Source organism: Burkholderia sp. 22313 (assembly GCF_052045245.1).
Lineage (GTDB): Bacteria > Pseudomonadota > Gammaproteobacteria > Burkholderiales > Burkholderiaceae > Burkholderia.
In genome coordinates this window covers 1-19,807 of record NZ_JBQEON010000052.1, presented here as the reverse complement: position 1 = coordinate 19,807, position 19,807 = coordinate 1, and the positions used below count along the sequence as shown (strand labels likewise).

16 protein-coding genes are annotated in these 19,807 nt (G+C 67.8%); 11 read left to right on the top strand and 5 right to left on the bottom strand.

The annotated features are described in order from the left end of the window. Nucleotides 1-501: 501 nt before the first annotated feature. The 3 genes from ACTJKF_RS29355 (at nucleotide 502) to ACTJKF_RS29345 (ending at nucleotide 3,106) form a co-directional block, all read left to right on the top strand. Nucleotides 502-1,566, top strand: a complete 1,065-nt coding sequence (locus ACTJKF_RS29355) for a glycosyltransferase family 4 protein (RefSeq protein ID WP_026044940.1) — start codon at nucleotides 502-504, stop codon at nucleotides 1,564-1,566. A 237-nt stretch (nucleotides 1,567-1,803) separates the two neighbouring features. Then, a complete protein-coding gene (locus ACTJKF_RS29350) occupies nucleotides 1,804-2,604 on the top strand; it encodes a hypothetical protein (protein ID WP_440628429.1) in 801 nt (266 codons plus the stop codon). Between the two features lie 37 nt (nucleotides 2,605-2,641). Beyond that, entirely contained in the window at nucleotides 2,642-3,106 is a 465-nt protein-coding gene (locus tag ACTJKF_RS29345) for a DUF2214 family protein (RefSeq protein ID WP_440628427.1), read from the top strand. A gap of 211 nt (nucleotides 3,107-3,317) precedes the next feature. Here ACTJKF_RS29345 and gudD read toward each other — a convergent pair whose 3' ends face one another. Continuing rightward, nucleotides 3,318-4,670, bottom strand: a complete 1,353-nt coding sequence (gene gudD, locus ACTJKF_RS29340) for a glucarate dehydratase (protein WP_440628425.1) — start codon at nucleotides 4,668-4,670, stop codon at nucleotides 3,318-3,320. Nucleotides 4,671-5,092: 422 nt separating this feature from the next. Between gudD and ACTJKF_RS29335 the strand changes: the two genes are divergently transcribed. After that, entirely contained in the window at nucleotides 5,093-5,854 is a 762-nt protein-coding gene (locus ACTJKF_RS29335) for a FadR/GntR family transcriptional regulator (RefSeq protein ID WP_440628423.1), read from the top strand. A 216-nt stretch (nucleotides 5,855-6,070) separates the two neighbouring features. On the opposite strand, the gene ACTJKF_RS29330 is transcribed toward ACTJKF_RS29335, so the two are convergent. The 3 genes from ACTJKF_RS29330 to pdxY form a co-directional block, all read right to left on the bottom strand. Then, a complete protein-coding gene (locus ACTJKF_RS29330) occupies nucleotides 6,071-7,219 on the bottom strand; it encodes a branched-chain amino acid ABC transporter substrate-binding protein (protein ID WP_440628421.1) in 1,149 nt (382 codons plus the stop codon). A 336-nt stretch (nucleotides 7,220-7,555) separates the two neighbouring features. Then, nucleotides 7,556-9,700, bottom strand: coding sequence for a phosphocholine-specific phospholipase C (locus ACTJKF_RS29325; RefSeq protein WP_440628419.1), 2,145 nt, complete (start codon nucleotides 9,698-9,700; stop codon nucleotides 7,556-7,558). Between the two features lie 325 nt (nucleotides 9,701-10,025). Next, nucleotides 10,026-10,886, bottom strand: coding sequence for a pyridoxal kinase PdxY (gene pdxY / locus ACTJKF_RS29320; RefSeq protein WP_440628417.1), 861 nt, complete (start codon nucleotides 10,884-10,886; stop codon nucleotides 10,026-10,028). Nucleotides 10,887-11,060: 174 nt separating this feature from the next. Between pdxY and ACTJKF_RS29315 the strand changes: the two genes are divergently transcribed. After that, nucleotides 11,061-12,122, top strand: coding sequence for an alpha/beta fold hydrolase (locus ACTJKF_RS29315; RefSeq protein WP_440628415.1), 1,062 nt, complete (start codon nucleotides 11,061-11,063; stop codon nucleotides 12,120-12,122). A gap of 43 nt (nucleotides 12,123-12,165) precedes the next feature. Here ACTJKF_RS29315 and ACTJKF_RS29310 read toward each other — a convergent pair whose 3' ends face one another. Further along, on the bottom strand, nucleotides 12,166-13,164 hold the full coding sequence (locus tag ACTJKF_RS29310) for an LLM class flavin-dependent oxidoreductase (RefSeq protein ID WP_440628413.1): 999 nt from the start codon (nucleotides 13,162-13,164) through the stop codon (nucleotides 12,166-12,168). A gap of 641 nt (nucleotides 13,165-13,805) precedes the next feature. Here ACTJKF_RS29310 and hpnI point away from each other — a divergent pair. The 6 genes from hpnI to ACTJKF_RS29280 form a co-directional block, all read left to right on the top strand. Continuing rightward, nucleotides 13,806-14,981 carry a bacteriohopanetetrol glucosamine biosynthesis glycosyltransferase HpnI gene (hpnI, locus tag ACTJKF_RS29305; protein ID WP_440628411.1) on the top strand — a complete coding sequence of 392 codons (1,176 nt, stop codon included), beginning with the start codon at nucleotides 13,806-13,808 and terminating at the stop codon, nucleotides 14,979-14,981. A gap of 169 nt (nucleotides 14,982-15,150) precedes the next feature. After that, nucleotides 15,151-16,593 (top strand): hopanoid biosynthesis associated radical SAM protein HpnJ, encoded by a 1,443-nt coding sequence (gene hpnJ, locus ACTJKF_RS29300; protein ID WP_440628409.1) that lies wholly within the window; start codon nucleotides 15,151-15,153, stop codon nucleotides 16,591-16,593. Between the two features lie 3 nt (nucleotides 16,594-16,596). After that, the gene (hpnK, locus tag ACTJKF_RS29295) at nucleotides 16,597-17,481 is read left to right on the top strand and encodes a hopanoid biosynthesis-associated protein HpnK (protein WP_440628407.1); all 885 of its coding nucleotides are present in this window, start codon (nucleotides 16,597-16,599) and stop codon (nucleotides 17,479-17,481) included. Next, nucleotides 17,478-18,521 carry a lysylphosphatidylglycerol synthase domain-containing protein gene (locus ACTJKF_RS29290; protein ID WP_440628405.1) on the top strand — a complete coding sequence of 348 codons (1,044 nt, stop codon included), beginning with the start codon at nucleotides 17,478-17,480 and terminating at the stop codon, nucleotides 18,519-18,521. Before hpnK ends, ACTJKF_RS29290 begins: the two co-directional genes overlap by 4 nt. Nucleotides 18,522-18,608: 87 nt before the next feature. Beyond that, nucleotides 18,609-19,166: a hypothetical protein gene (locus ACTJKF_RS29285; protein WP_440628403.1), complete on the top strand. Its 558-nt coding sequence runs from the start codon at nucleotides 18,609-18,611 to the stop codon at nucleotides 19,164-19,166. Nucleotides 19,167-19,432: 266 nt separating this feature from the next. Beyond that, the coding region (locus ACTJKF_RS29280) for an ABC transporter permease subunit (protein ID WP_440628402.1) at nucleotides 19,433-19,807 on the top strand (375 nt) is incomplete at its 3' end.

Here is a 19,807-nt window from a genome sequence, read left to right as displayed (position 1 = left end):
CGGACTGAATAATCCGGCATTGTAAACAAGGCCGTGCATTGCGCTGCGCGAATCTTGCCTTGGCCAGGGGCGCACAATCAATTTTGAGATAAAATCCGGCATCCCGTCCTGCCGCAGCGCCGGAATCACGCTGCCGGCAGCGATGAGATGGCACGGAACGCCAAAAAGGCCTTCCACTCTAGAACGGACGCCCAAGTCCGCGGGTTGCAAAGTGTTGCGTCTTTGTAACAAAGTAAAGTGTTTGAAATGTTGTGCGCCGTCTCGGGATTAACCCTAGATAATCGGCTCCGGGTTCGATTCCAGGTTTTTACGAACCCCTGTCAACGGGTCTTCGTTTCAAACGTTCTATGCCTGTCGCGTCGCCGACGCTCCTTGAGCAGCGCGGGTTCGACGCCCCGGCAGGCTGATTCGTCCGATGATCGGACGACATGCATCCAGCCCGGACCGCCGGCAGGTTGCCGACCCATACCTGGTTTTTAGCCGATTTTTTAGGAGTTACGCATGCGAATCGCCCAAATCGCTCCGTTGCACGAAGCGGTTCCCCCGAAGCTTTACGGTGGTACCGAGCGAGTGGTGTCCTATCTGACCGAAGCACTTGTCGAGATGGGGCATGACGTCACGCTCTTCGCGAGCGGCGATTCGCAAACCTCGGCGAAACTCGAGGCGTGCTGGCCACAGGCGCTGCGCCTCGACCCGACGATCCGCGACGTGATGGCCCCGCACATGCTGCTGCTCGAGCAAGTGCGCCGCCGCGCGGAAGAATTCGATGTCCTGCACTGCCACATCGACTACTACCCGTTCTCGCTGTTCTCGCGCCAGCCGGTTCCGCACCTGACGACGATGCATGGCCGTCTCGACCTGCCGGAACTGCAGCCGATCTTCAACGCGTTCAGCGACGTGCCGGTCGTGTCGATCTCCGACAACCAGCGCATCCCGCTGCCGCAGGCGAACTGGCTGTCGACCGTGTACCACGGCCTGCCGGAAAACCTGCTGACGCCGATCCCGAACGTGAAGCCGAGCTACCTCGCGTTCCTCGGCCGCATCTCGCCGGAAAAGCGTGTCGACACCGCGATCCGCATCGCCGAGCAAGCCGGCCTGCCGATCAAGATCGCCGCGAAGCTCGACAAGGCTGACCGCGCGTACTACGAAGAGAAGATCAAGCCGCTGTTCGCGCTGCCGCACGTCGAGTACATCGGCGAAATCAGCGAGTCGGAAAAGACCGAATTCCTGGGCAACGCGCACGCGCTGCTGTTCCCGATCGACTGGCCGGAGCCCTTCGGCCTGGTGATGATCGAGGCGATGGCCTGCGGCACGCCGGTGATCGCGTTCAAGCGCGGTTCGGTGCCGGAAGTGATCGACAACGGCGTGTCGGGCTTCGTCGTCGAGGACGAACTGTCGGCCGTCGCGGCGCTCAAGCGTCTCGACACGCTGCCGCGCGAGAAGGTGCGCGCCGCGTTCGAAGCCCGTTTCTCGTCGAAGGTGATGGCGCAGAATTACGTGAAGGGCTACGAGGAACTGCTGCGCCAGAAGCGCCGCACGGTGCTGCGCGAAGTCAACGCAGGCTGATGCCGGGCCGCCGGCCGCACTGCGGCTGACGCCGTCATCGACGCCCCGTCCGGGTCTCCCGGCGGGGCGTTGTCACATCTGCGGCGCGGATGTGTTGTATTCTCGCCGCGCCCGGCGCCGCGAACGGCCCCGCAAGCGGTCCGGCACGCCATCCGGCCGTCTGTCCAGACGGTAATGTCCCTATAATGGCCGTGCCGTGAAATCCGGCCCCGCACGAACATCGAGAGGAGAGCAGTCTTGGCGAGAACGAAAACCACGCGCGCAGCGCCGGCCCCCGGCGCCGGCGTGATCTTCGCGTTGCGCGCGATCGGTCTCGTGCTGCTCGCGCGCTGGCTGTTCTCGATGTCGCAGATGGGCTATCGCGCGTCGCTGTCGGCGATGGTGTCGTCGCCCTGGGCATTCGTCTATCTCGTCCTGATCTTCCTGTTGCTGGCGCTGCCGGGCGCCGTCGCGCGCGCCGAGCGGCCGTTCCACCCGCTGCCGCAGTGGCTGCGCCAGGCGCTGCGGGTCTTCGCGCTGATCGGTTTCCTGTTTGCCGTGTGGTCGATCGGCATGTTCGCGTGGGCCGCCGGCTGGCGCGGTGCGCTGCACGCCGTGACGGCGACCAACGGCTGGCTCGTCGCCGCACCGGCGCTGTATGCGGCGATCGTGTGGATGTGCCGCCCGCGGCCGCTGTGGCGCACCAACGTGGCCGCGCGCCGTTTCGCGGTCGGCCGTTATGCGATTTCGCTCGATACGCTCACGCGCACCGCGATCGTCTGGATGGAGAGTCGCAAGGTCGGCCAGTACGACGCGCGCGAACTGTCGATGCGCTGGCCCGGCCGCGCCGCACCTGCCACCGGTGAACCGGCAGCGCAGGCCGCCGCCGTCCCGCCGCGTCGCGGCAGCCTGTTCCGGCGCCCGAAGGTCGAGCTGCTGTGGGATTCGCCGGCAGCCGTCGGCCATAACCGGCAGATCGTGATGCGCGCGCCGCTCGCCACCGAGGGCGACCGCGTCGCGGTGCTCGCGCTCGACGCGGCGCTCAAGCAGATCGTCTGACAAGGCCTGCACAACGCGCGGGCGACAAGGAGGTGCAATGATCGTCCGTTGGTTGCTGGCAGCCGTTCACCTGATGGCATTCGGCGTCGCGTTCGCCGCGATCGCGGGGCGCAACCGCGCGCTGCGCCGGGTCATCGCGTCCGCGCAGGCCGCCGACCTGCCCGGCGTGTTCAAGGCCGATGCGGTCTGGGGAGTGTCCGCGGTGGTGCTGATCACGACGGGGCTCGCGCGTGCCTTCGGCGGCTTCGAGAAGGGCACCGCGTATTACCTCCACGAGCCGCTGTTTCACGTCAAGATGACCGCGCTCGTGCTGATCCTGCTGCTCGAGATCGTACCGATGCTCGGGCTGATCCGCTGGCGCATCGCCGCGCGCAAGCAGCAGATGCCCGACCTCGGCCGCGCACGGACCTATGTGCGGATCGGCCACTGGCAGGCCGTGCTCGTGATGGTGATCGTGTTCGCCGCGTCGGGGATGGCGCGGGGGATTGGGCTGGCCGGGTAGGTGCGCCCGGCCGGGCGCGGCAGGGCAAGACGGATGTGACCGGCTGGCCGCGCAGGTTCGCGTTTCCCGGCTGCGTTCAGCCGGCCGGCGGTGACCCGCCGGATCCCGTTTCAGGCTCGCAGGTTTTTCCCGCCGGCATCCGCCGACGCGCGGGCGAACCCGGCGCGTCGCCTTCTGCCCGGGCGGACCCGCCGCCCGGTTCGTTCCGCGCTCAGCGCACGAGGCACGGGCGCTTGTTGTTGAAGGTCCACCCCGGAATCAGATACTGCATCGCGGCTGCATCGTCGCGCGCGCCGAGCCCGTGCTGCTTGTACAGCTCGTGCGCGACCGCGACCGCATCCATGTCGATGTCGATGCCGAGGCCCGGCCGCTTCGGCACCTCCACGAGCCCGTTCTCGATCTTCAGCGGCTCGCGCGTCAGCCGTTCGCCGTCCTGCCAGATCCAGTGCGTGTCGATCGCGGTGACCTGGCCCGGCGCCGCGGCGGCGACGTGCGTGAACATCGCGAGCGATACGTCGAAGTGGTTGTTCGAATGCGAGCCCCACGTGAGGCCCCAGTCGCGGCACATCTGCGCGACGCGCACCGAGCCCTGCATCGTCCAGAAGTGCGGGTCGGCCAGCGGGATGTCGACGGCCTGCAACTGCACCGCGTGGCCCATCTGGCGCCAGTCGGTCGCGATCATGTTGGTGGCCGTCGGCAGCCCGGTCGAGCGGCGGAACTCGGCCATCACCTCGCGGCCCGAGTAGCCGTTCTCCGCGCCGCACGGATCTTCCGCATACGCGAGCACGTGGTGCAGGTCGCGACACAGCCGCACGGCTTCGTCGAGCGACCATGCGCCGTTCGGATCGAGCGTCACGCGGGCTTCCGGGAAGCGCTCGGCCAGCGCCGTCACGGCTTCGACCTCGCGCGCGCCGTCGAACACGCCGCCCTTCAGCTTGAAGTCGTTGAACCCGTAGCGCGCATGCGCGGCTTCGGCGAGACGCACGACTGCCTCGGGCGTCAGCGCGGCTTCGTCACGCACGCGGGTCCAGTCGTCGGTTGCGCCGCGCCCGTCGCGATAGGGCAGTGCGGTCTGGGTACGGTCGCCGACGTAGAACAGGTAGCCCAGCATCTCGACGCGCTCGCGTTGTTGCCCTTCGCCGAGCAGGGCGGCCACGGGCACGCCGAGATGCTGGCCGAGCAGGTCGAGCAGCGCGGCTTCGAGCGCGGTGACCGCGTGGATCGTGGTGCGCAGGTCGAAGGTCTGCAGGCCGCGGCCGCTCGCGTCGCGGTCGGCGAAGGTGCGCCGCACCTCGTTGAGCACCGCATGGTAGTTGCCGACCGGCTGGCCGACGACGAGCGCGCGCGCGTCGTCGAGGGTGCGGCGGATGCTTTCGCCGCCCGGCACCTCGCCGACGCCGGTCCGGCCGGCGCTGTCCTTCAGGATCAACAGGTTGCGGGTGAAGAACGGGCCGTGCGCGCCGCTCAGGTTGAGCAGCATGCTGTCGTGGCCGGCGACCGGAATGGCTTGCAGGTCGACGATGCGCGGCGTGTCGTGGGAAGGCGAGGCGTTGACGGCGTTCATGGCGGCGATGGCAAAAGAGTGGGCAATGCCGTGCGGCAAAAGCTTTGCCGCGCGCGGCGGGAGATGCGATCATTCGACAACCGACGTGTGCGGCACGCAAGCCCCGCATGTCGACAGCAACCCGAAAGGGTGGGAGCGACCCGCTCGATGCCGGGGTCGCGGCGAATCGCAGCAAGCGCGAAGGCGCGCTTCGATCGACCGCAAAACCGGGCGCCGGTGAGCGTGCAGACGCACGAACGCCGGCCGATCGCGAACTACGGGACCCGGCACGCGCAGTGCGCTCGCCGAGGTCGACAGGAGATCCGTGTCGAGATCATCAGTCGTCGGATGACTTGTGACGCAGTATAATGAATCATCGGCGTTCGCTCAAACCCCGCGTAAACCCTCGGCCCACATTACGATCATTCAAAGGAACCGGCCTCATGTCCGTGCCCACGCTTCCCGCAGCGCCGCGCCGTCGCGCACGCAGCCTCGCACAAGATGTCGTCGACGCGCTGACCGCGCAGATCGAAAACGGCACGCTGCGTCCTGGCGACAAGCTGCCGACCGAAACCGAAGTCATGGCGGCGCAGGGCGTCAGCCGCACGGTCGTGCGCGAAGCGATCTCGCGGATGCAGGCAAGCGGCCTCGTCGAGACGCGCCACGGCATCGGCAGCTTCGTGCTCGAGCCGACCCGCCGCCAGACGCTCGGCATCGATCCCGCGACCATCACGACGCTGCGCGACGTGCTCGCGGTGCTCGAACTGCGCATCAGCCTCGAAAGCGAATGCGCGAGCCTCGCCGCGCAGCGCGCGAACGACACCGATCTCGCCGCGCTGCGGCGCGCGCTTGACGCGATCGCGTCGGGGGCGGGCGGCGGCCGCGACACCGCGCAGCTCGACTTTCAGTTCCACCTGCAGATCGCGCAGTCCACCGGCAACCGCTATTTCGTCGACATCATGACGCAGCTCGGCGCGTCGATCATCCCGCGTACGCGCGTGAATTCGGCGCGCTTCGCCGGCGACGATCTCGAACGCTACGTCGGCCGGCTCAATCACGAGCATGAGGATATCTACGAGGCCATCGCGCGTCACGATCCGGAAGCCGCCCGCGCCGCGATGCGCACGCACCTGACCAACAGCCGCGAGCGGCTGCGCCGCGCGCACGAGGCGGCCGAGGCGGAACGCGACACGCACGCCACCTGACGCGTGGGCGCAGTGACGGCCCGCGCCGTCGTCGCGGGCCGTAGCGAATCCTGCCAAAACATCGGACATCGTATGAGGTTGATGCGATTGAGCGGATCGCATCGCTGCCGACTGCGCCTCCCGCCGGTTCCCGCATCGCACGAGGGGCGGCGCGGCGGCGTTCGAGCCGCCGCGCGCGCGGCCGGCCCGGTCACCCGGGCCGCCGATCCCGCCCGATCAGCCTCCCTTCGTCACGATCGTCTTCCACGCACCGTTCTTCACCTGGTACAGCGTCGACATCCCGCTCTTCAGCGAGCCGTCGTTCGCAAACGAGATGCGGCCGGTGACGCCTTCGAAGTCGACCTTCTTCAGCGCCGGGCGGTAGACCTTCGGATCGGTCGAGTTGGCCGCCTGCATCGCCTTGATCGCGGCCCACGCGGCGTCGTAGCCGAACTGCGCATACGACAGCACGTCGACGCCGAAGCGCTTCTTGAAGCGCGCCTCGAAATCCTTGCCCTGCGGCAGCTCGTCGAGCGGGCGTCCGTATTCCCACGCCATCGCGCCTTCCGCGGCCGGGCCGGCGATCTTGATGAACTCGTTGTCCTTCACGCCGCCGCCGCCGACGAACTGCGCGTTCAGCCCGAGCTGGCGCATCTGCTTGATGAAGTTCGCGGCAAGCGCATCGAGCCCGCCGAAGAAGATCAGGTCGGGGTTCTTGCCCTTCAGGCTCGTGATCTGCGCGCGGAAGTCGACCGCCTGGTTGCTGGTGAACTCGCGACCGATAAGGTTGCCGCCGGCCGCCTTCACGGCCTTCTCGAACTCGTCCGCCTCGCCCTGGCCGAACGCGGTGCGGTCGTCGATGATCGCGATGCGCTTCGCCTTGGTCACGTCGACCGCGTACTTGCCCGCATTGCCCGCGTTCTGGCCGTCGGTCGCGATCACCATGAACATGTTCGCAAGCCCGCGCGACGTGAGCGTCGGGTTGGTGGCGGCCGGATCGATCACCGGAATGCCGGCCTTGTCGTAGACCACCGACGCCGGAATCGTCGTGCCCGAGTTGAAGTGGCCGACCACTACCGACACGTTCTGGTCGACGAGTGCCTGAGCGGCCTGCACGCCGATGCGCGGATCGGCCTGGTCGTCCTGCACGACCAGGGTGAAGTGCGCGGGCTTGCCGGCGATCTGCACCTTCTGCGCGGCGGCATCGTCGAGCGCGAGCTGCACGCCGTTCTGGAGATCCTTGCCGTAGCCGGCGTTCACGCCGGTAAGCGGCGCGGCGAAGCCGACCTTCACTTCGGTCGCGTCGGCGGCCTGGGCGGCCTGTTGCGAGAGGAGGGCCAACGCGGATACGACCGATACCGACAACAGGGAATGACGGAATTTCATGTTCGTTCCTCTTGTTCTACACCAGCGGGTGGGTACCGCACGCAGCCGGCGGGCCGGACGCGTGCGACGGGCGGGCGGTTCGACCGCTTCTCGGAATCGGGCGGGGAGGTCGGCGTGCTGATGATTCCCGGAAGAATCTCCCGTCAGGCTCGGCGAGGAGCCCCGATCGCCTCGATATATAGGTCGCCGATATACACGGGTCTTGGCAATTTGCCGCGCATTCGGTGCGGATTTGCGCATAGCTTCCGCGCGTGCACGGGCGGCCGGTATCGGGAGTTTCCCGTCACGAACGAACGGGAGGCGGGTACAGGCGGGCGGNCGCCGCGTTCGGCGTCGTCAGTCGGACAGTGCGTCCGGCGCGGCTTCGGCGTCGTCGTGCGACGCGTGCGTGCGGATCGCCGGATCGCTCGTGCTCGGGCGGCCGGTCTCGACGTGGCCCGCGAAGCGGCGCAGGAAGCCGAGCAGGCGGCCGTCGCTGACGGTCAGGTCGTACCAGCCGTGGCTGCCGCGCAGGTCCCAGTAGTCGTCGACGTGCGTGCCCGGCGCGAGGTCGAACGTGCGCGCGTGGTCGTGGCCGTATGCGCTCGTCACCTTGAGCCGCACGGCCTGGTGGCCGCGGTTCATCAGGCGCAGCGTGATGTTGCCGTTAGCGACGTCGTAGCCGTAGATCACCTCGGGGTTCACGTTCGCGCTGCCGGTGCCGGTTGCGAACGGACCGCGGAAATGACAGTAGAAGCCGTTCGGGCCGTACACGTCGAGGTCGTACAGGCCGAGCGACGCCGCGGCGCTCCACGTATCGGCGATCCGCTTGCCGGCTTCGACCGTGTACGCCCACGGGCCGTCGAGGCGATTGCGCGACTGCACCTGGAACGCGGCACCGGCACGACCGGTATTCGCGAAGGTCAGCCGGAATTGCCCGTTCGCGGCTTCGACGCGGCCGTGCACGAACAGCTCGTAGGGCAGCGCACGGGCGGGACGCAGCCCGGCCTCCTGTTTCGGCAGCGTCTGCAGTACCGGCGGCACCGGGATGTAGTCCGGGTGCCGCACGCGGTCGGGCGGCGCATAGCCGCTCGTGTCGGGCAGCGTCGGCCACGTGGCATCGGCGGTCGCGAATTCGAACGCCGAGGTCAGGTCGCCGCACACCGCGCGGCGCCACGGCGACACGTTGGCGGCCGTGACCGGATACTGCGCGCCGAAACGCGCTTCGATGAATTGCAGCAGCGACGTGTGATCGAAGGTTTGCGAGCAGACCCAGCCGCCCTTGGTCCACGGCGACACGACCAGCATCGGCACGCGCGGCCCGAGCCCGTACGCGCCGGCCATGTGCGACGCGTCGCCGGCAAACACCTCGTTGGTCGTCGCGACCGTCGACAGCCCGTTGTCGCGCGACTGCGGCGCGAACGGCGGCGGCACGTGGTCGAAGAAGCCGTCGTTCTCGTCGTAGGTGATGAAGAGCGCGGTCTTGCTCCACACGTCCGGATTCGACACGAGCACCTTCAACACCTGCTCGATGTACCACGCGCCATAGTTCGCCGGCCAGTTCGGATGCTCGGAGTACGCCTCCGGCGCGCAGATCCACGACACCTGCGGCAGCGTGCCGTTCTTCACGTCCTGCTGCAGCACGTCGAACAGCGTGCCGCCGGCGCTGATGTTGGTGCCGGTGCGTGCCTTGTCGTACAGCGGCGTGCCGGGCAGCGCGCTGCGGTACTGGTTGAAGTAGAGCAGCGAGTTGTCGCCGTAGTTGCCGATATACGGGTTTTGCGTCCAGCCCCACGAGCCGTTCGCGTCGAGCCCGGTGCCGACGTCCTGGTAGATCTTCCACGACACGCCGGCCTGCTCGAGCACTTCCGGATAGGTCGTCCAGCCGTAGCCCTTTTCCTCGTTGCCGAGCACCGGGCCGCCGCCCGTGCCGTCGTTGCCGACGTAGCCGGTCCACATGTAGTAGCGGTTCGGATCGGTCGAGCTCGGAATCGCGCAGTGGTACGCGTCGCAGATCGTGAACGCGTCGGCGAGCTGGTAGTGGAACGGAATGTCGTCGCGTTTCAGGTACGCCATCGTCGTGGTGCCCTTGTTCGGCACCCACTGGTCATAGCGGCCCTTGTTCCACGCGGCGTGCATGTCCTGCCAGCCGTGCGGCAGGTCCTGCAGGAACTGCAGGCCGAGCTTGTCGGCACCTGGGTGGAACGGCAGCAGCTCGGCCGGGCCGACCGGCTGGTGGAACACCGACTTGCCGTTCGCGAGGCGCAGCGGGCGGGGGTCGCCGAAACCGCGGACACCACGCATCGTGCCGAAGTAATGGTCGAACGAGCGGTTCTCCTGCATCAGGATCACGATGTGTTCGATATCGCGAATCGTGCCGGTACGGCGGTTCGCGGGAATGGCGAGCGCATCGCGGATCGCGGGCGGGAACAGGTTCAGCGCGGCGGCGCCGGCAGTGCCGGCGGCGGCGCGCAGGAAGTCACGACGGTTCGATCGGGTCATGGTCGTTATCGTGCGGTAAAGGGGGGAGCCGTTTGGCGGGACATGCGGGAAAAGTCGGCGCGTCCTGGGCGCAGGATGCGGCTGCGCGGGGCGTGCCGCCGCGAGCATAGCGAGGATTCGGTGTCATTCATGTGAAGTCCGGAAACGTTTGCACGTGCAGGTCGGACGGGGCGCTGGCGGCGTTGCGCTGGTGATCGAGGGGCGGCGGCGAGGTGGCGGGGTGGCGCGGTGGCGGGGTGGCGGGGTGAGGTGGCGGCGCGCGGCACGCCGGGGACGTGGCGGTGATACGGGGCGCTACGTGGTGGCGGGTGGCGATGCGGGCGCGTCAGGCGTCGGTCACCCACGCGCCGAACCATTCGCTCGGGCGCGCGATTTCGTCCTGCGCGGCGACGAGTTCGAGCTCGTAGCGGCGGGCGTCATAGGTCGCCTTCACGACCGCGTGCACGGCCGCGAGCGTGTGCTCGAACGCGGCGCGCACCGAGTCGCCGCGCAGCCGTCGGGCGACGAAGATGGCGCTGGTGAGATCGCCGACGCCGACCGGATGGCGCGGAAACGCATACAGCGGGCGCTGGCCGATCCACGCCTCGGTTTCGGTGACGGCGAGCATGTTGAAGCGGTCGGCCGGGCTGTTGCGGTCGTGCAGGTGCTTGACGAGGATGATCTGCGGGCCGCGACGGATCAGCGCGCGGCACGCGTCGACGGCTTCGGCGACGGTTTCGATGCGCCGCCCGGCGAGCTTCTGCAGCTCGGTGTGGTTCGGCGACATGCCGTCCGCGAGCGCCGGCATTTCCTGGACGATGAATTCCTCGACGCCGGGCTCGGGCCGGATGCCGCCCGTCTGGCCCATCGCCGGATCGCAGAAGTACCACGCGTTCGGGTTCATCGCCTTCACCGCGCGCACGATCTCGACGGTTGCGCGCGCCTGCGCCGGCGAGCCGACGAAGCCGGACAGCACCGCGTCGCAGCGTTTGAGCGCGCCGATCGCGGCGACGCCGTCGACGAGCTGCTCCATCTTCGCCGCGTCGATCGCGCTGCCGGCCCAGTGGCCGTACTGCATGTGATTCGACAACTGGACCGTGTTGAGCGGCCAGACGTTGACGCCGAGGCGCTGCATCGGGAACACGGCCGCGCTGTTGCCGGCGTGTCCGTAGATGACGTGCGACTGAATGCTGAGGACGTTTTTCATGAGTGTTCGCCTGCAGGCGTTTCAGGGTCTCGTCACACGATACCCGAGTTCATCGCGCGCGCGGAAGTCGCGCGGCCATTGAGTGTTGCGCGCCGTCGTCAGCCCGACCGCGTAGAATCGCGGGGCGCGAAGCCGCCCGGCTGCCCGCGCGCATGTCCCCTTACCGTGATCGCCATGCCTTCGATTTGCAAGATGTTGTCCCTTGCGCGTGCCGCCGTGCTCGGCGCGGGCGTTGCCGCCGCATGCGCGAGCTCGGTCGCCGCGACCGCCCCGGCGCCGGCCGGCAACGACGGGCCCGCGTACGGCCCGCGCCTGGAAGGCTTCGCCTATCCGGAGCCGGAGCACCGCTATGCGTTCCTGTCGCAGCGCGAAACGCTCGAGATGACGTACATGGACGTGCAGCCCGCGCACCCGAATGGCCGCACCGTCGTGCTGCTGCACGGCAAGAACTTCTGCGCGGCGACCTGGGAGGACACGATCGGCGTGCTGAGCCGTGCCGGCTATCGCGTGCTCGCGCCGGACCAGATCGGCTTCTGCAAGTCGTCGAAGCCCGAGCGCTACCAGTACAGCTTTCAGCAGCTCGCGCGCAACACGCATGCGCTGCTCGAGTCGATCGGCGTGAAATCGGCGACGCTCGTCGGCCATTCGACAGGCGGGATGCTCGCGATGCGCTACGCGCTGATGTACCCGAAGGCGACCGACCAGCTCGTGCTGGTGAACCCGATCGGCCTCGAGGACTGGAAGGCGCTCGGCGTGCCGCCTCTGTCGGTCGACTACTGGTATGCGCACGAGCAGAAGACAACGGCGGACGGCATCCGCCGCTACGAGCAGGCGACGTACTACGCGGGCAAGTGGGCGCCGTCGTATGAGCGCTGGGTGCAGATGCTCGCCGGCATGTATCGCGGCCCGGGCCGCGACGCGGTCGCGTGGAATTCTGCGCTGATCTACGACATGATCCTCACGCAGCCGGTGGTTTATGAGCTCGGTGCGATCCGCGTGCCGACGCTGCTGCTGATCGGCGACAAGGACACGACCGCGATCGGCAAGGACGTGGCGCCGCCCGACGTGCACGCGAAGCTCGGCCGTTACCCGGAACTCGCGAAGCGCACGCAGGCGGCGATCCCCGGCGCGCAGCTCGTCGAATTCCCGGCGCTCGGGCATGCGCCGCAAATCCAGGATCCGGACGCGTTCCACAAGGCGCTGCTCGACGGACTGGCGGCGGTACGCCCGCAGTGACGTGCCGCCCGGCGTACCGGCCTGCGCGGGTACGTCATGCCGGTCAGCGGCGTTCGTTCGCCAGTTCGTCGCGGACCTGTGCGGCCAGTTCGAACGAGCGCACGCGCGCGGCGTGATCGTGGATCTGCGCGGTGATGATCACTTCGTCCGCGCCCGTCTGCGCGATCCGGTCGCGCAGCGTGTCGCGCACCGTATCGCGCGAGCCGACGGCCGCGAACGACAGCGCATGCGCGACGTTCGCGAGTTCGAACTCGCTGGCTTCCAGCGCGTCGACGGGCTGCGGCAGCTTGCCCGGCGTGCCGCGGCGCAGGTTGATGAACTGCTGCTGCAGCGACGTGAACAGGCGCCGCGCCTCGTCGTCGGTATCGGCCGCGAATACGTTGATCCCGACCATCGCATGCGGCTTCGGCCATGCGGCCGACGGGCGATACTGCGCGCGATAGAGCTCGAGCGCGCGCATCAGGTAGTCCGGCGCGAAGTGCGACGCGAACGCGAACGGCAACCCCAGCATCGCGGCCAGCTGCGCGCTGAACAGACTCGAACCCAGCAGCCACACGGGCACGTCCAGCCCTGCGCCGGGCACCGCGCGCACGCGCTGGCCGGGCACCGGTTCCGCGAAGTAGCGCTGCAGCTCGGCGACGTCGTCCGGAAACGCGTCGGCGCTGCCGACCAGGTCGCGGCGCAGCGCGCGCGACGTGGTCTGGTCGGTGCCGGGCGCGCGGCCGAGCCCGAGGTCGATACGCCCCGGATACAGCGACGCGAGCGTGCCGAACTGCTCGGCGATCACGAGCGGCGCGTGGTTCGGCAGCATGATCCCGCCCGACCCGACGCGGATCGTCTTCGTGGCGCCCGCGACATGGCCGATCACGACGGCGGTCGCCGCGCTCGCGATGCCCGGCATGTTGTGATGTTCCGCGAGCCAGTAGCGCCGGTAGCCGAGGCGTTCCGCGTGCTGCGCGAGATCGACGGTGTTGCGGAATGCCTGTGCGGCATCGGCACCGGCTGGAATGGGGGCAAGATCGAGTACGGAAAACGGGATCATCGGGTGGCCTTCGAAAGGGAGGGAGCGCGGTGATGCGCATGCGCAACAGATGCCGACGATTTTGCCAAAGGGTTCCGGAACGCGCTGGCGACGCGCGGATACCCATGCGCCTTTCAGGGATGCAAGGCAGCCCGCTGAGATCGTTGCGAAAATCGATCTAATTGTCGAATTATTACCAAACTTAACGGGGATTGGGCGTGTCTTCGCATCGACGTACAAATTTGCACGAAACGTTTGATTTTCAAGACTGCAATCCGCCTGCAATGCGCTTACGCTAATGTGAACGTGGTCGCGCCAAAATGGTTCGCCGGCCGCACAGCTTTGCCGAAATTGCACCAGTCCGTTTCGCGCGGTGCCCAAGCACGGGGTGGCGCGGACTGCTAAAATCCGGCGCCTGTCCATGTTGTGCCGATGCTTGCCATTCGAATCTTCCCGCATCCCGTTGGGGCGCCGCGTGAGGGTGTGGCCACGCGAAGCCGGACGTGGCCGCTTTCGGGGAATGGGCCGTGCCTCCCCTGTACAGACGCTGCTGGAACAAGGAGTCGGGTCGTGCCCGCGTTCGTCGCTGTCGGAATATCCAATCACGTTCAACCAGGTTCGCTCGATCGGCATGACGCCCGGGGCGCCGGGAGGCGTCACGCATGACGCCGACCGTCACGCTGCTCGACTGGCTGCTGATCGTGTTTACGCTGGCCGCGGCCGGCTATGCGCTCGTCGCGGCCTTCGCGCCGCGCCCGCGCACGCCGCGCACCGCTGCACGCGACGGCTTCGAGCCCGTCAGCGTGCTCAAGCCGCTGTGCGGCGCGGAGCCGCACCTGTATGAAAACCTCGCGACGTTCTGCGAGCAGCGCCATCCGCGCCATGAAGTGCTGTTCGGGGTCGCGTCGGCGGCCGATCCGGCCATCGCCGTCGTCGAGCGGCTGCGCGCCGACTATCCGGAATGCGACATCACGCTCGTGATCGACGCGCGCGTGCACGGCAAGAACCTGAAGGTCAGCAACCTGATCAATCTTGCCGAACGCGCGAAGTACGGCCGCATCGTGATCGCGGACAGCGACATCGCGGTGAAGCCGGACTATCTGGAGCGCGTGACGGCGCCGCTCGCCGATGCGTCGGTCGGGGTGGTCACGTGCCTGTATCATGCGCGCAGCGTCGGCGGATTCTGGACGCGGATCGGCGCGCAGTTCGTCGACGCGTGGTTCGCGCCGTCGGTGCGGATCACGCATCTCGGCCGCTCGAGCCGCTTCGGCTTCGGCGCGACGCTGGCGCTGACGCGCGACACGCTCGACCGGATCGGCGGTTTTGTCGCGCTGAAGGACGAGCTGGCCGACGACTTCTGGCTGGCCGAGCTGCCGCGCCGTCTCGGGCGCCGCACGGTGCTGTCGGAAGTCGAGGTCGCGACCGACGTGATCGAGCCGTCGTTCGGGCCGCTGTGGCACCGCGAGACGCGCTGGTTGCGCACCATCCGTTCGCTGAATCCCGCAGGCTTCGCGTTCCTGTTCATCACGTTCACCGCGCCGTGGCTCGCGATCGGCGCGGCGCTCGCGCTGCGTCTGGACGGCACCGTCGCCGGCACGCTGGCGGGGGGCGCGGCCGTCGTGGGCGCGTTCGGGCGGCTCGTGCTGCACGCACGCGGCGAGGACGGCTGGCGCGCGTTCTGGCGCGATCTGCCGCTCGTCGCGGTGCGCGACACGCTGCTCGCGCTCGAATGGCTTGCGGCCGTGTTCGGCACGCAGGTCGTGTGGCGCGGCGCGCGGATGACGGTCGTCGGCGGCGAACGCGCGACGGTGATCGTGGAAGGCGGGGACGGCCGCTGACGGACGTGTCCCGAAGGGAACCGGCGGTGCCTCCCCGTTCCCGATCGAATCCGGCCCGAGGGCCGAGACGCGCCGCGCGGCCACGCCGCGCGACGCGACATGACAGAGAGGCGGGCGCCGGCATGGCGGCCCGCGGTTGATTGACTGAATCGTTGAAACGAATCGAACTATGCAGGCTACCGGAGCATTCATGAAAACGCTGTTCTTGCAGGCCCCTTCGTATGATGGCTTCGACGGCGGAGCCGGCTCGCGCTATCAGGCGAAGCGCGAAATCCGTTCCTTCTGGTACCCGACGTGGCTCGCGCAGCCGGCCGCGCTCGTGCCGGGCAGCCGCGTCGTCGACGCACCGGCCGACGGCCTGTCGGTCGAAGAGACGCTGAAGATCGCCGACGACTACGACCTCGTGATCATCCACACGAGCACGCCGTCGTTCCCGACCGACGCGATGTTCGCGCAGGACCTGAAGAAGATGAAGCCGTCGATGCTGGTCGGCATGGTCGGCGCGAAGGTGATGGTCGATCCGCACAACTCGCTCACGGCGAGCGAGGCAATCGACTTCGTGTGCCGCGAGGAATTCGACTACACCTGCAAGGAAATCGCCGAAGGCAAGCCGTTCCCGCAGATCAAGGGCTTGAGCTGGCGCGCGAAGGACGGCTCGATCGAGCACAACGAAGCGCGTCCGATCCTCGAGAACATGGACGAATTGCCGTTCGTCGCGCCCGTCTACAAGCGCGACCTGAAGATCGACAACTACTTCATCGGCTACCTGAACTATCCGTACGTATCGATCTACACGGGCCGCGGCTGCAAGTCGCGCTGCACGTTCTGCCTGTGGCCGCAGACGGTCAGCGGCCATCGCTACCGCACGCGCTCGGTCGAGAATGTGCTCGCGGAAGCGAAGTGGATCCGCGACAACATGCCGGAAGTGAAGGAACTGATGTTCGACGACGACACCTTCACCGACGACCTGCCGCGCGCCGAAGCCATCGCCATCGGCCTGGGCAAGCTCGGCATGACGTGGTCGTGCAACGCGAAGGCGAACGTGCCGTACAAGACGCTGAAGGTCATGAAGGAAAACGGCCTGCGCCTGCTGCTGGTCGGCTTCGAATCCGGCGACGACCAGATCCTCGTGAACATCAAGAAGGGCGTGCGTACCGATTTCGCGCGCCGCTTCAGCGCGGACTGCAAGAAGCTCGGCATCAAGATCCACGGCACCTTCATCCTCGGCCTGCCGGGCGAGACGCAGGACACCATCAAGAAGACGATCGAGTACGCGAAGGAAATCAATCCGCACACGATCCAGGTGTCGCTCGCCGCGCCGTATCCGGGCACGACGCTCTACAAGCAGGCCGTCGAGAACGGCTGGATGGAAGAGAACAAGACCATCAACCTGGTCAGCAAGGAGGGCGTGCAGCTCGCGGCGATCGGCTATGCGCACCTGTCGCGCGACGAGATCTATCACCACCTCGAGCAGTTCTATCGCCAGTTCTATTTCCGTCCGTCGAAGATCTGGGAAATCGTCCGCGAGATGCTGACGAGCTGGGACATGATGAAGCGCCGTTTGCGCGAAGGCGTCGAGTTCTTCCGCTTCCTGCGCGCGCACGAGGCCTGATTCGTGACGACGCAGCGGGCGGCGCGGGCGCTGATCTTCACCGCGGACGACTTCGGATTGCATCCGCGCGTCAACGCGGCGGTCGAGCGCGCGCATCGCGACGGCGTGCTGAACGCCGCGAGCCTGATGGTCGGTGCGCCCGCGGCACAGGATGCGATCGAACGCGCGCGGCGGCTGCCGTCGCTCGCGGTCGGCCTGCATCTGGTGCTCGCGGACGGCCCGGCCACGCTGCCCGCGCATGACATCCCCGCGCTCGTCGGCCCCGACGGGCGGTTCGGCGACGCGATGGCGAAGGACGGCTGCCGCTTCTTCTTCCTGCCGCACGTGCGTGCCCAGCTGCGCCGCGAGATTCGCGCGCAGTTCGACGCGTTCGCGGCGAGCGGCCTGCCGCTCGACCACGTGAACGCGCACAAGCATTTCCACCTGCATCCGACCGTGCTGTCGATGATCATCGAGATCGGCCGCGACTACGGGCTGCGCGCGGTGCGGCTGCCGTACGAAACGAGCGCGCCCGCGCTGCTCAAGCCGTGGATCGCGCTGGTGCGCGCGCGGCTCGATCGCGCGGGGCTCGCGCATAACGACTACGTGGTCGGGATCGAGCATACGGGCGCGATGGACGAAGCCGTGCTGCTCGACGCGCTGGCCGCGCTGCCGCCAGGCGTCGGCGAGATCTACTGCCATCCGGCCGAAGCCGGCGACGGCCCGATCACGCCGACGATGGCCGATTACCGTCCGGTCGACGAACTCGATGCACTGCTGTCGCCGCGCGTCGCGGCCGCGCTGCACGCGGCCGGCGTCGCGACCGGCGGCTTCGCGGACGTGTTCGGCCAGCGCGCGGTCCAGCGCGGCACGCTCGCGGCGCACAAGGCGGGGGCGCAGCCGTCATGACCCGATGGATCAAATGGCTCGGCTGGCCGATCGGCATCGGGATCCTGCTCGCGCTCGGGCTGCATGAAGGCGTCGGCGACGTGTCGCAGATGCTCGAGCGCGCCGGCTTCGCGTTGTTGTGGCTCGTGCCGTTCCATGCGCTGCCGCTGCTGCTCGACGCGTATGCGTGGCACCAGCTGCTCGACCGGCGCGCGTCGCTGTCGTTCCTGTGGTGGATCGCGACCGTGCGCGAGGCCGTGAACCGGCTGCTGCCCGTGGTCGGGATCGGCGGCGAGCTGGTCGGCATCCGGATGGCGCGCTGGCAGGTGCCTGACGCGAGCCGCGTGACCGCGTCGGTGATCGTCGAGGTGCTGGTGACGATCGTCGTCCAGTATGCGTTCGCGGCGCTCGGCCTCGTGCTGCTGCTCGCGACCACCCACGACATGGGCGGCGGCACGATCGGCCTCGCGCTGGTGCTGACGCTGCCGTTGCCGGTGCTCGGCGTCGTGCTGATGCGGCGCGGCGGGATCTTCCATGCGATCGAGCGGTTTGCGGGGCGTCTGCTCGGCGATTCGCACCGGTTGCTGCAGGGCGTCGACGGCCGGCGGCTCGATGCCGACATCGATGCGCTGATGTCGCGCACGGCGCTGCTGTTCAGCGCGTTCTTCTGGCAGCTGTCCGGCTACGTGCTCGGCGCGCTGGAAATTTACTGGGCGCTCGAGTTGCTCGGTCATCCGGTATCGATCGGCGGCGCGATCGCGATCGAGGCGATGACCCAGGCCGTGCGGCATGCGGCGTTCATGGTGCCGGGCGGCCTCGGCGTGCAGGAGGCGACCGTCGTGCTGCTCGCGCAGATGTTCGGCGTCGATCGCGAGATCGCGCTGTCGCTCGCGCTGGTCAAGCGCGGCCGCGAGGTGCTGTTCGGCTGCCTGGCGCTCGGGTCGTGGCAGGTTGCCGAACTCGTGCGCACGCGGCGCCGGGTCAGCGCGGCGCCGGCCGTCGCGCGCGCGCCGCAGGCGGCGCGCCGCGAGGCCGACACGCACACCGAAACGATGCATTGATCACGAGACGGGCCGCGCGCCCGTCTCGCGCTTTTGGCGTTGCACGGGTATCCTTGCCGCGTGTTTTCTCGACGCGCAATTCTTCCGATGATTTTCCGTTTCCGGCTGCTCCCCGTGACGATGCTGGCCGCCACACTGGCGCTGACCGGCTGCGACGACAAGCAAGGCAATCTCGACGTGCAACGCATCAGGGATTTTTTTAACGCGATCAAGCCGGCGCCGCTGCTGCTCAAGGGGCTGAAGGCGGGCGTGTCGACCGAGGCCGACGTGCGCGGCACGATGGGCAAGCCCGAGACCGAGCGCACGTTCACCGACGGCTCGAAGCGCCTCGAGTATCCGCGTGGCCCGATGGGCAACCAGACCTGGTTCGTCGATCTCGACGCGAGCGGGCACTACACCGGCGCGACACAGGTGCTGACTGCCGAGAATTTCGCGAAGGTGCGGCCCGGGATGAACGAGGACGAGGTGCGGCGCCTGCTCGGCAAGCCGGGCGACATCGCGCAGTACCCGCTGAAGCCCGAGACGGTGTGGAGCTGGCGCTGGCTCGAGGACGGCGTGAACACCGATGCGTTCTTCAACGTCCACTTCGGCCCGGACGGACTTGTCTATACGACTTCGCGCTCCGACATCCTGAAGGGGCGGTAAACCCGCCCGCGGCGCTATATCGAAAAAGCGACCGGAAAATTGCAAAAAACCCGCTTCCCTGCGTGTCATCTGACTGTCAGGAAGCGGGTTTTTTCCTTTTGAAACAGTGGGGTAGGCCGTGCGTGCAGAGGGTGGGACGAATTGCTGCGGCGCAGCAATCGCGGGCACGGTGATTTGAGACAATCAATTTCGCTTGCGACTATCCGCGTCAGCCCGGCGTGGGACAGGTATGCGCGCCGGTGTTCATATCAACACTGGAGACGCGCGTGTTTCTTTACGGCTTTGGTCCCGTCCTCTGGGCCGGCACCGTGCAGACCATCGAGCTGTCGGTGCTGTCGCTCGCCGCTGCGGTGGCGCTGGGGCTGATCGGCGCGGTGGCGAAGCTGTCGCACAACCGGGTGTTGCGAGCGATCGCGACCGGTTATACGACGCTGATCCGCTCGGTGCCCGATCTCGTCCTGATGCTGCTGTTGTTCTACAGCATCCAGATCTGGCTGAACCAGTTCACCGACCTGGTGGGCTGGGACCAGATCGACATCGATCCGTTCGTCGCCGGCGTGCTGACGCTCGGCTTCATCTATGGCGCGTACTTCACCGAGACGTTCCGCGGTGCGTTCCTGTCGGTGCCGCGCGGCCAGCTC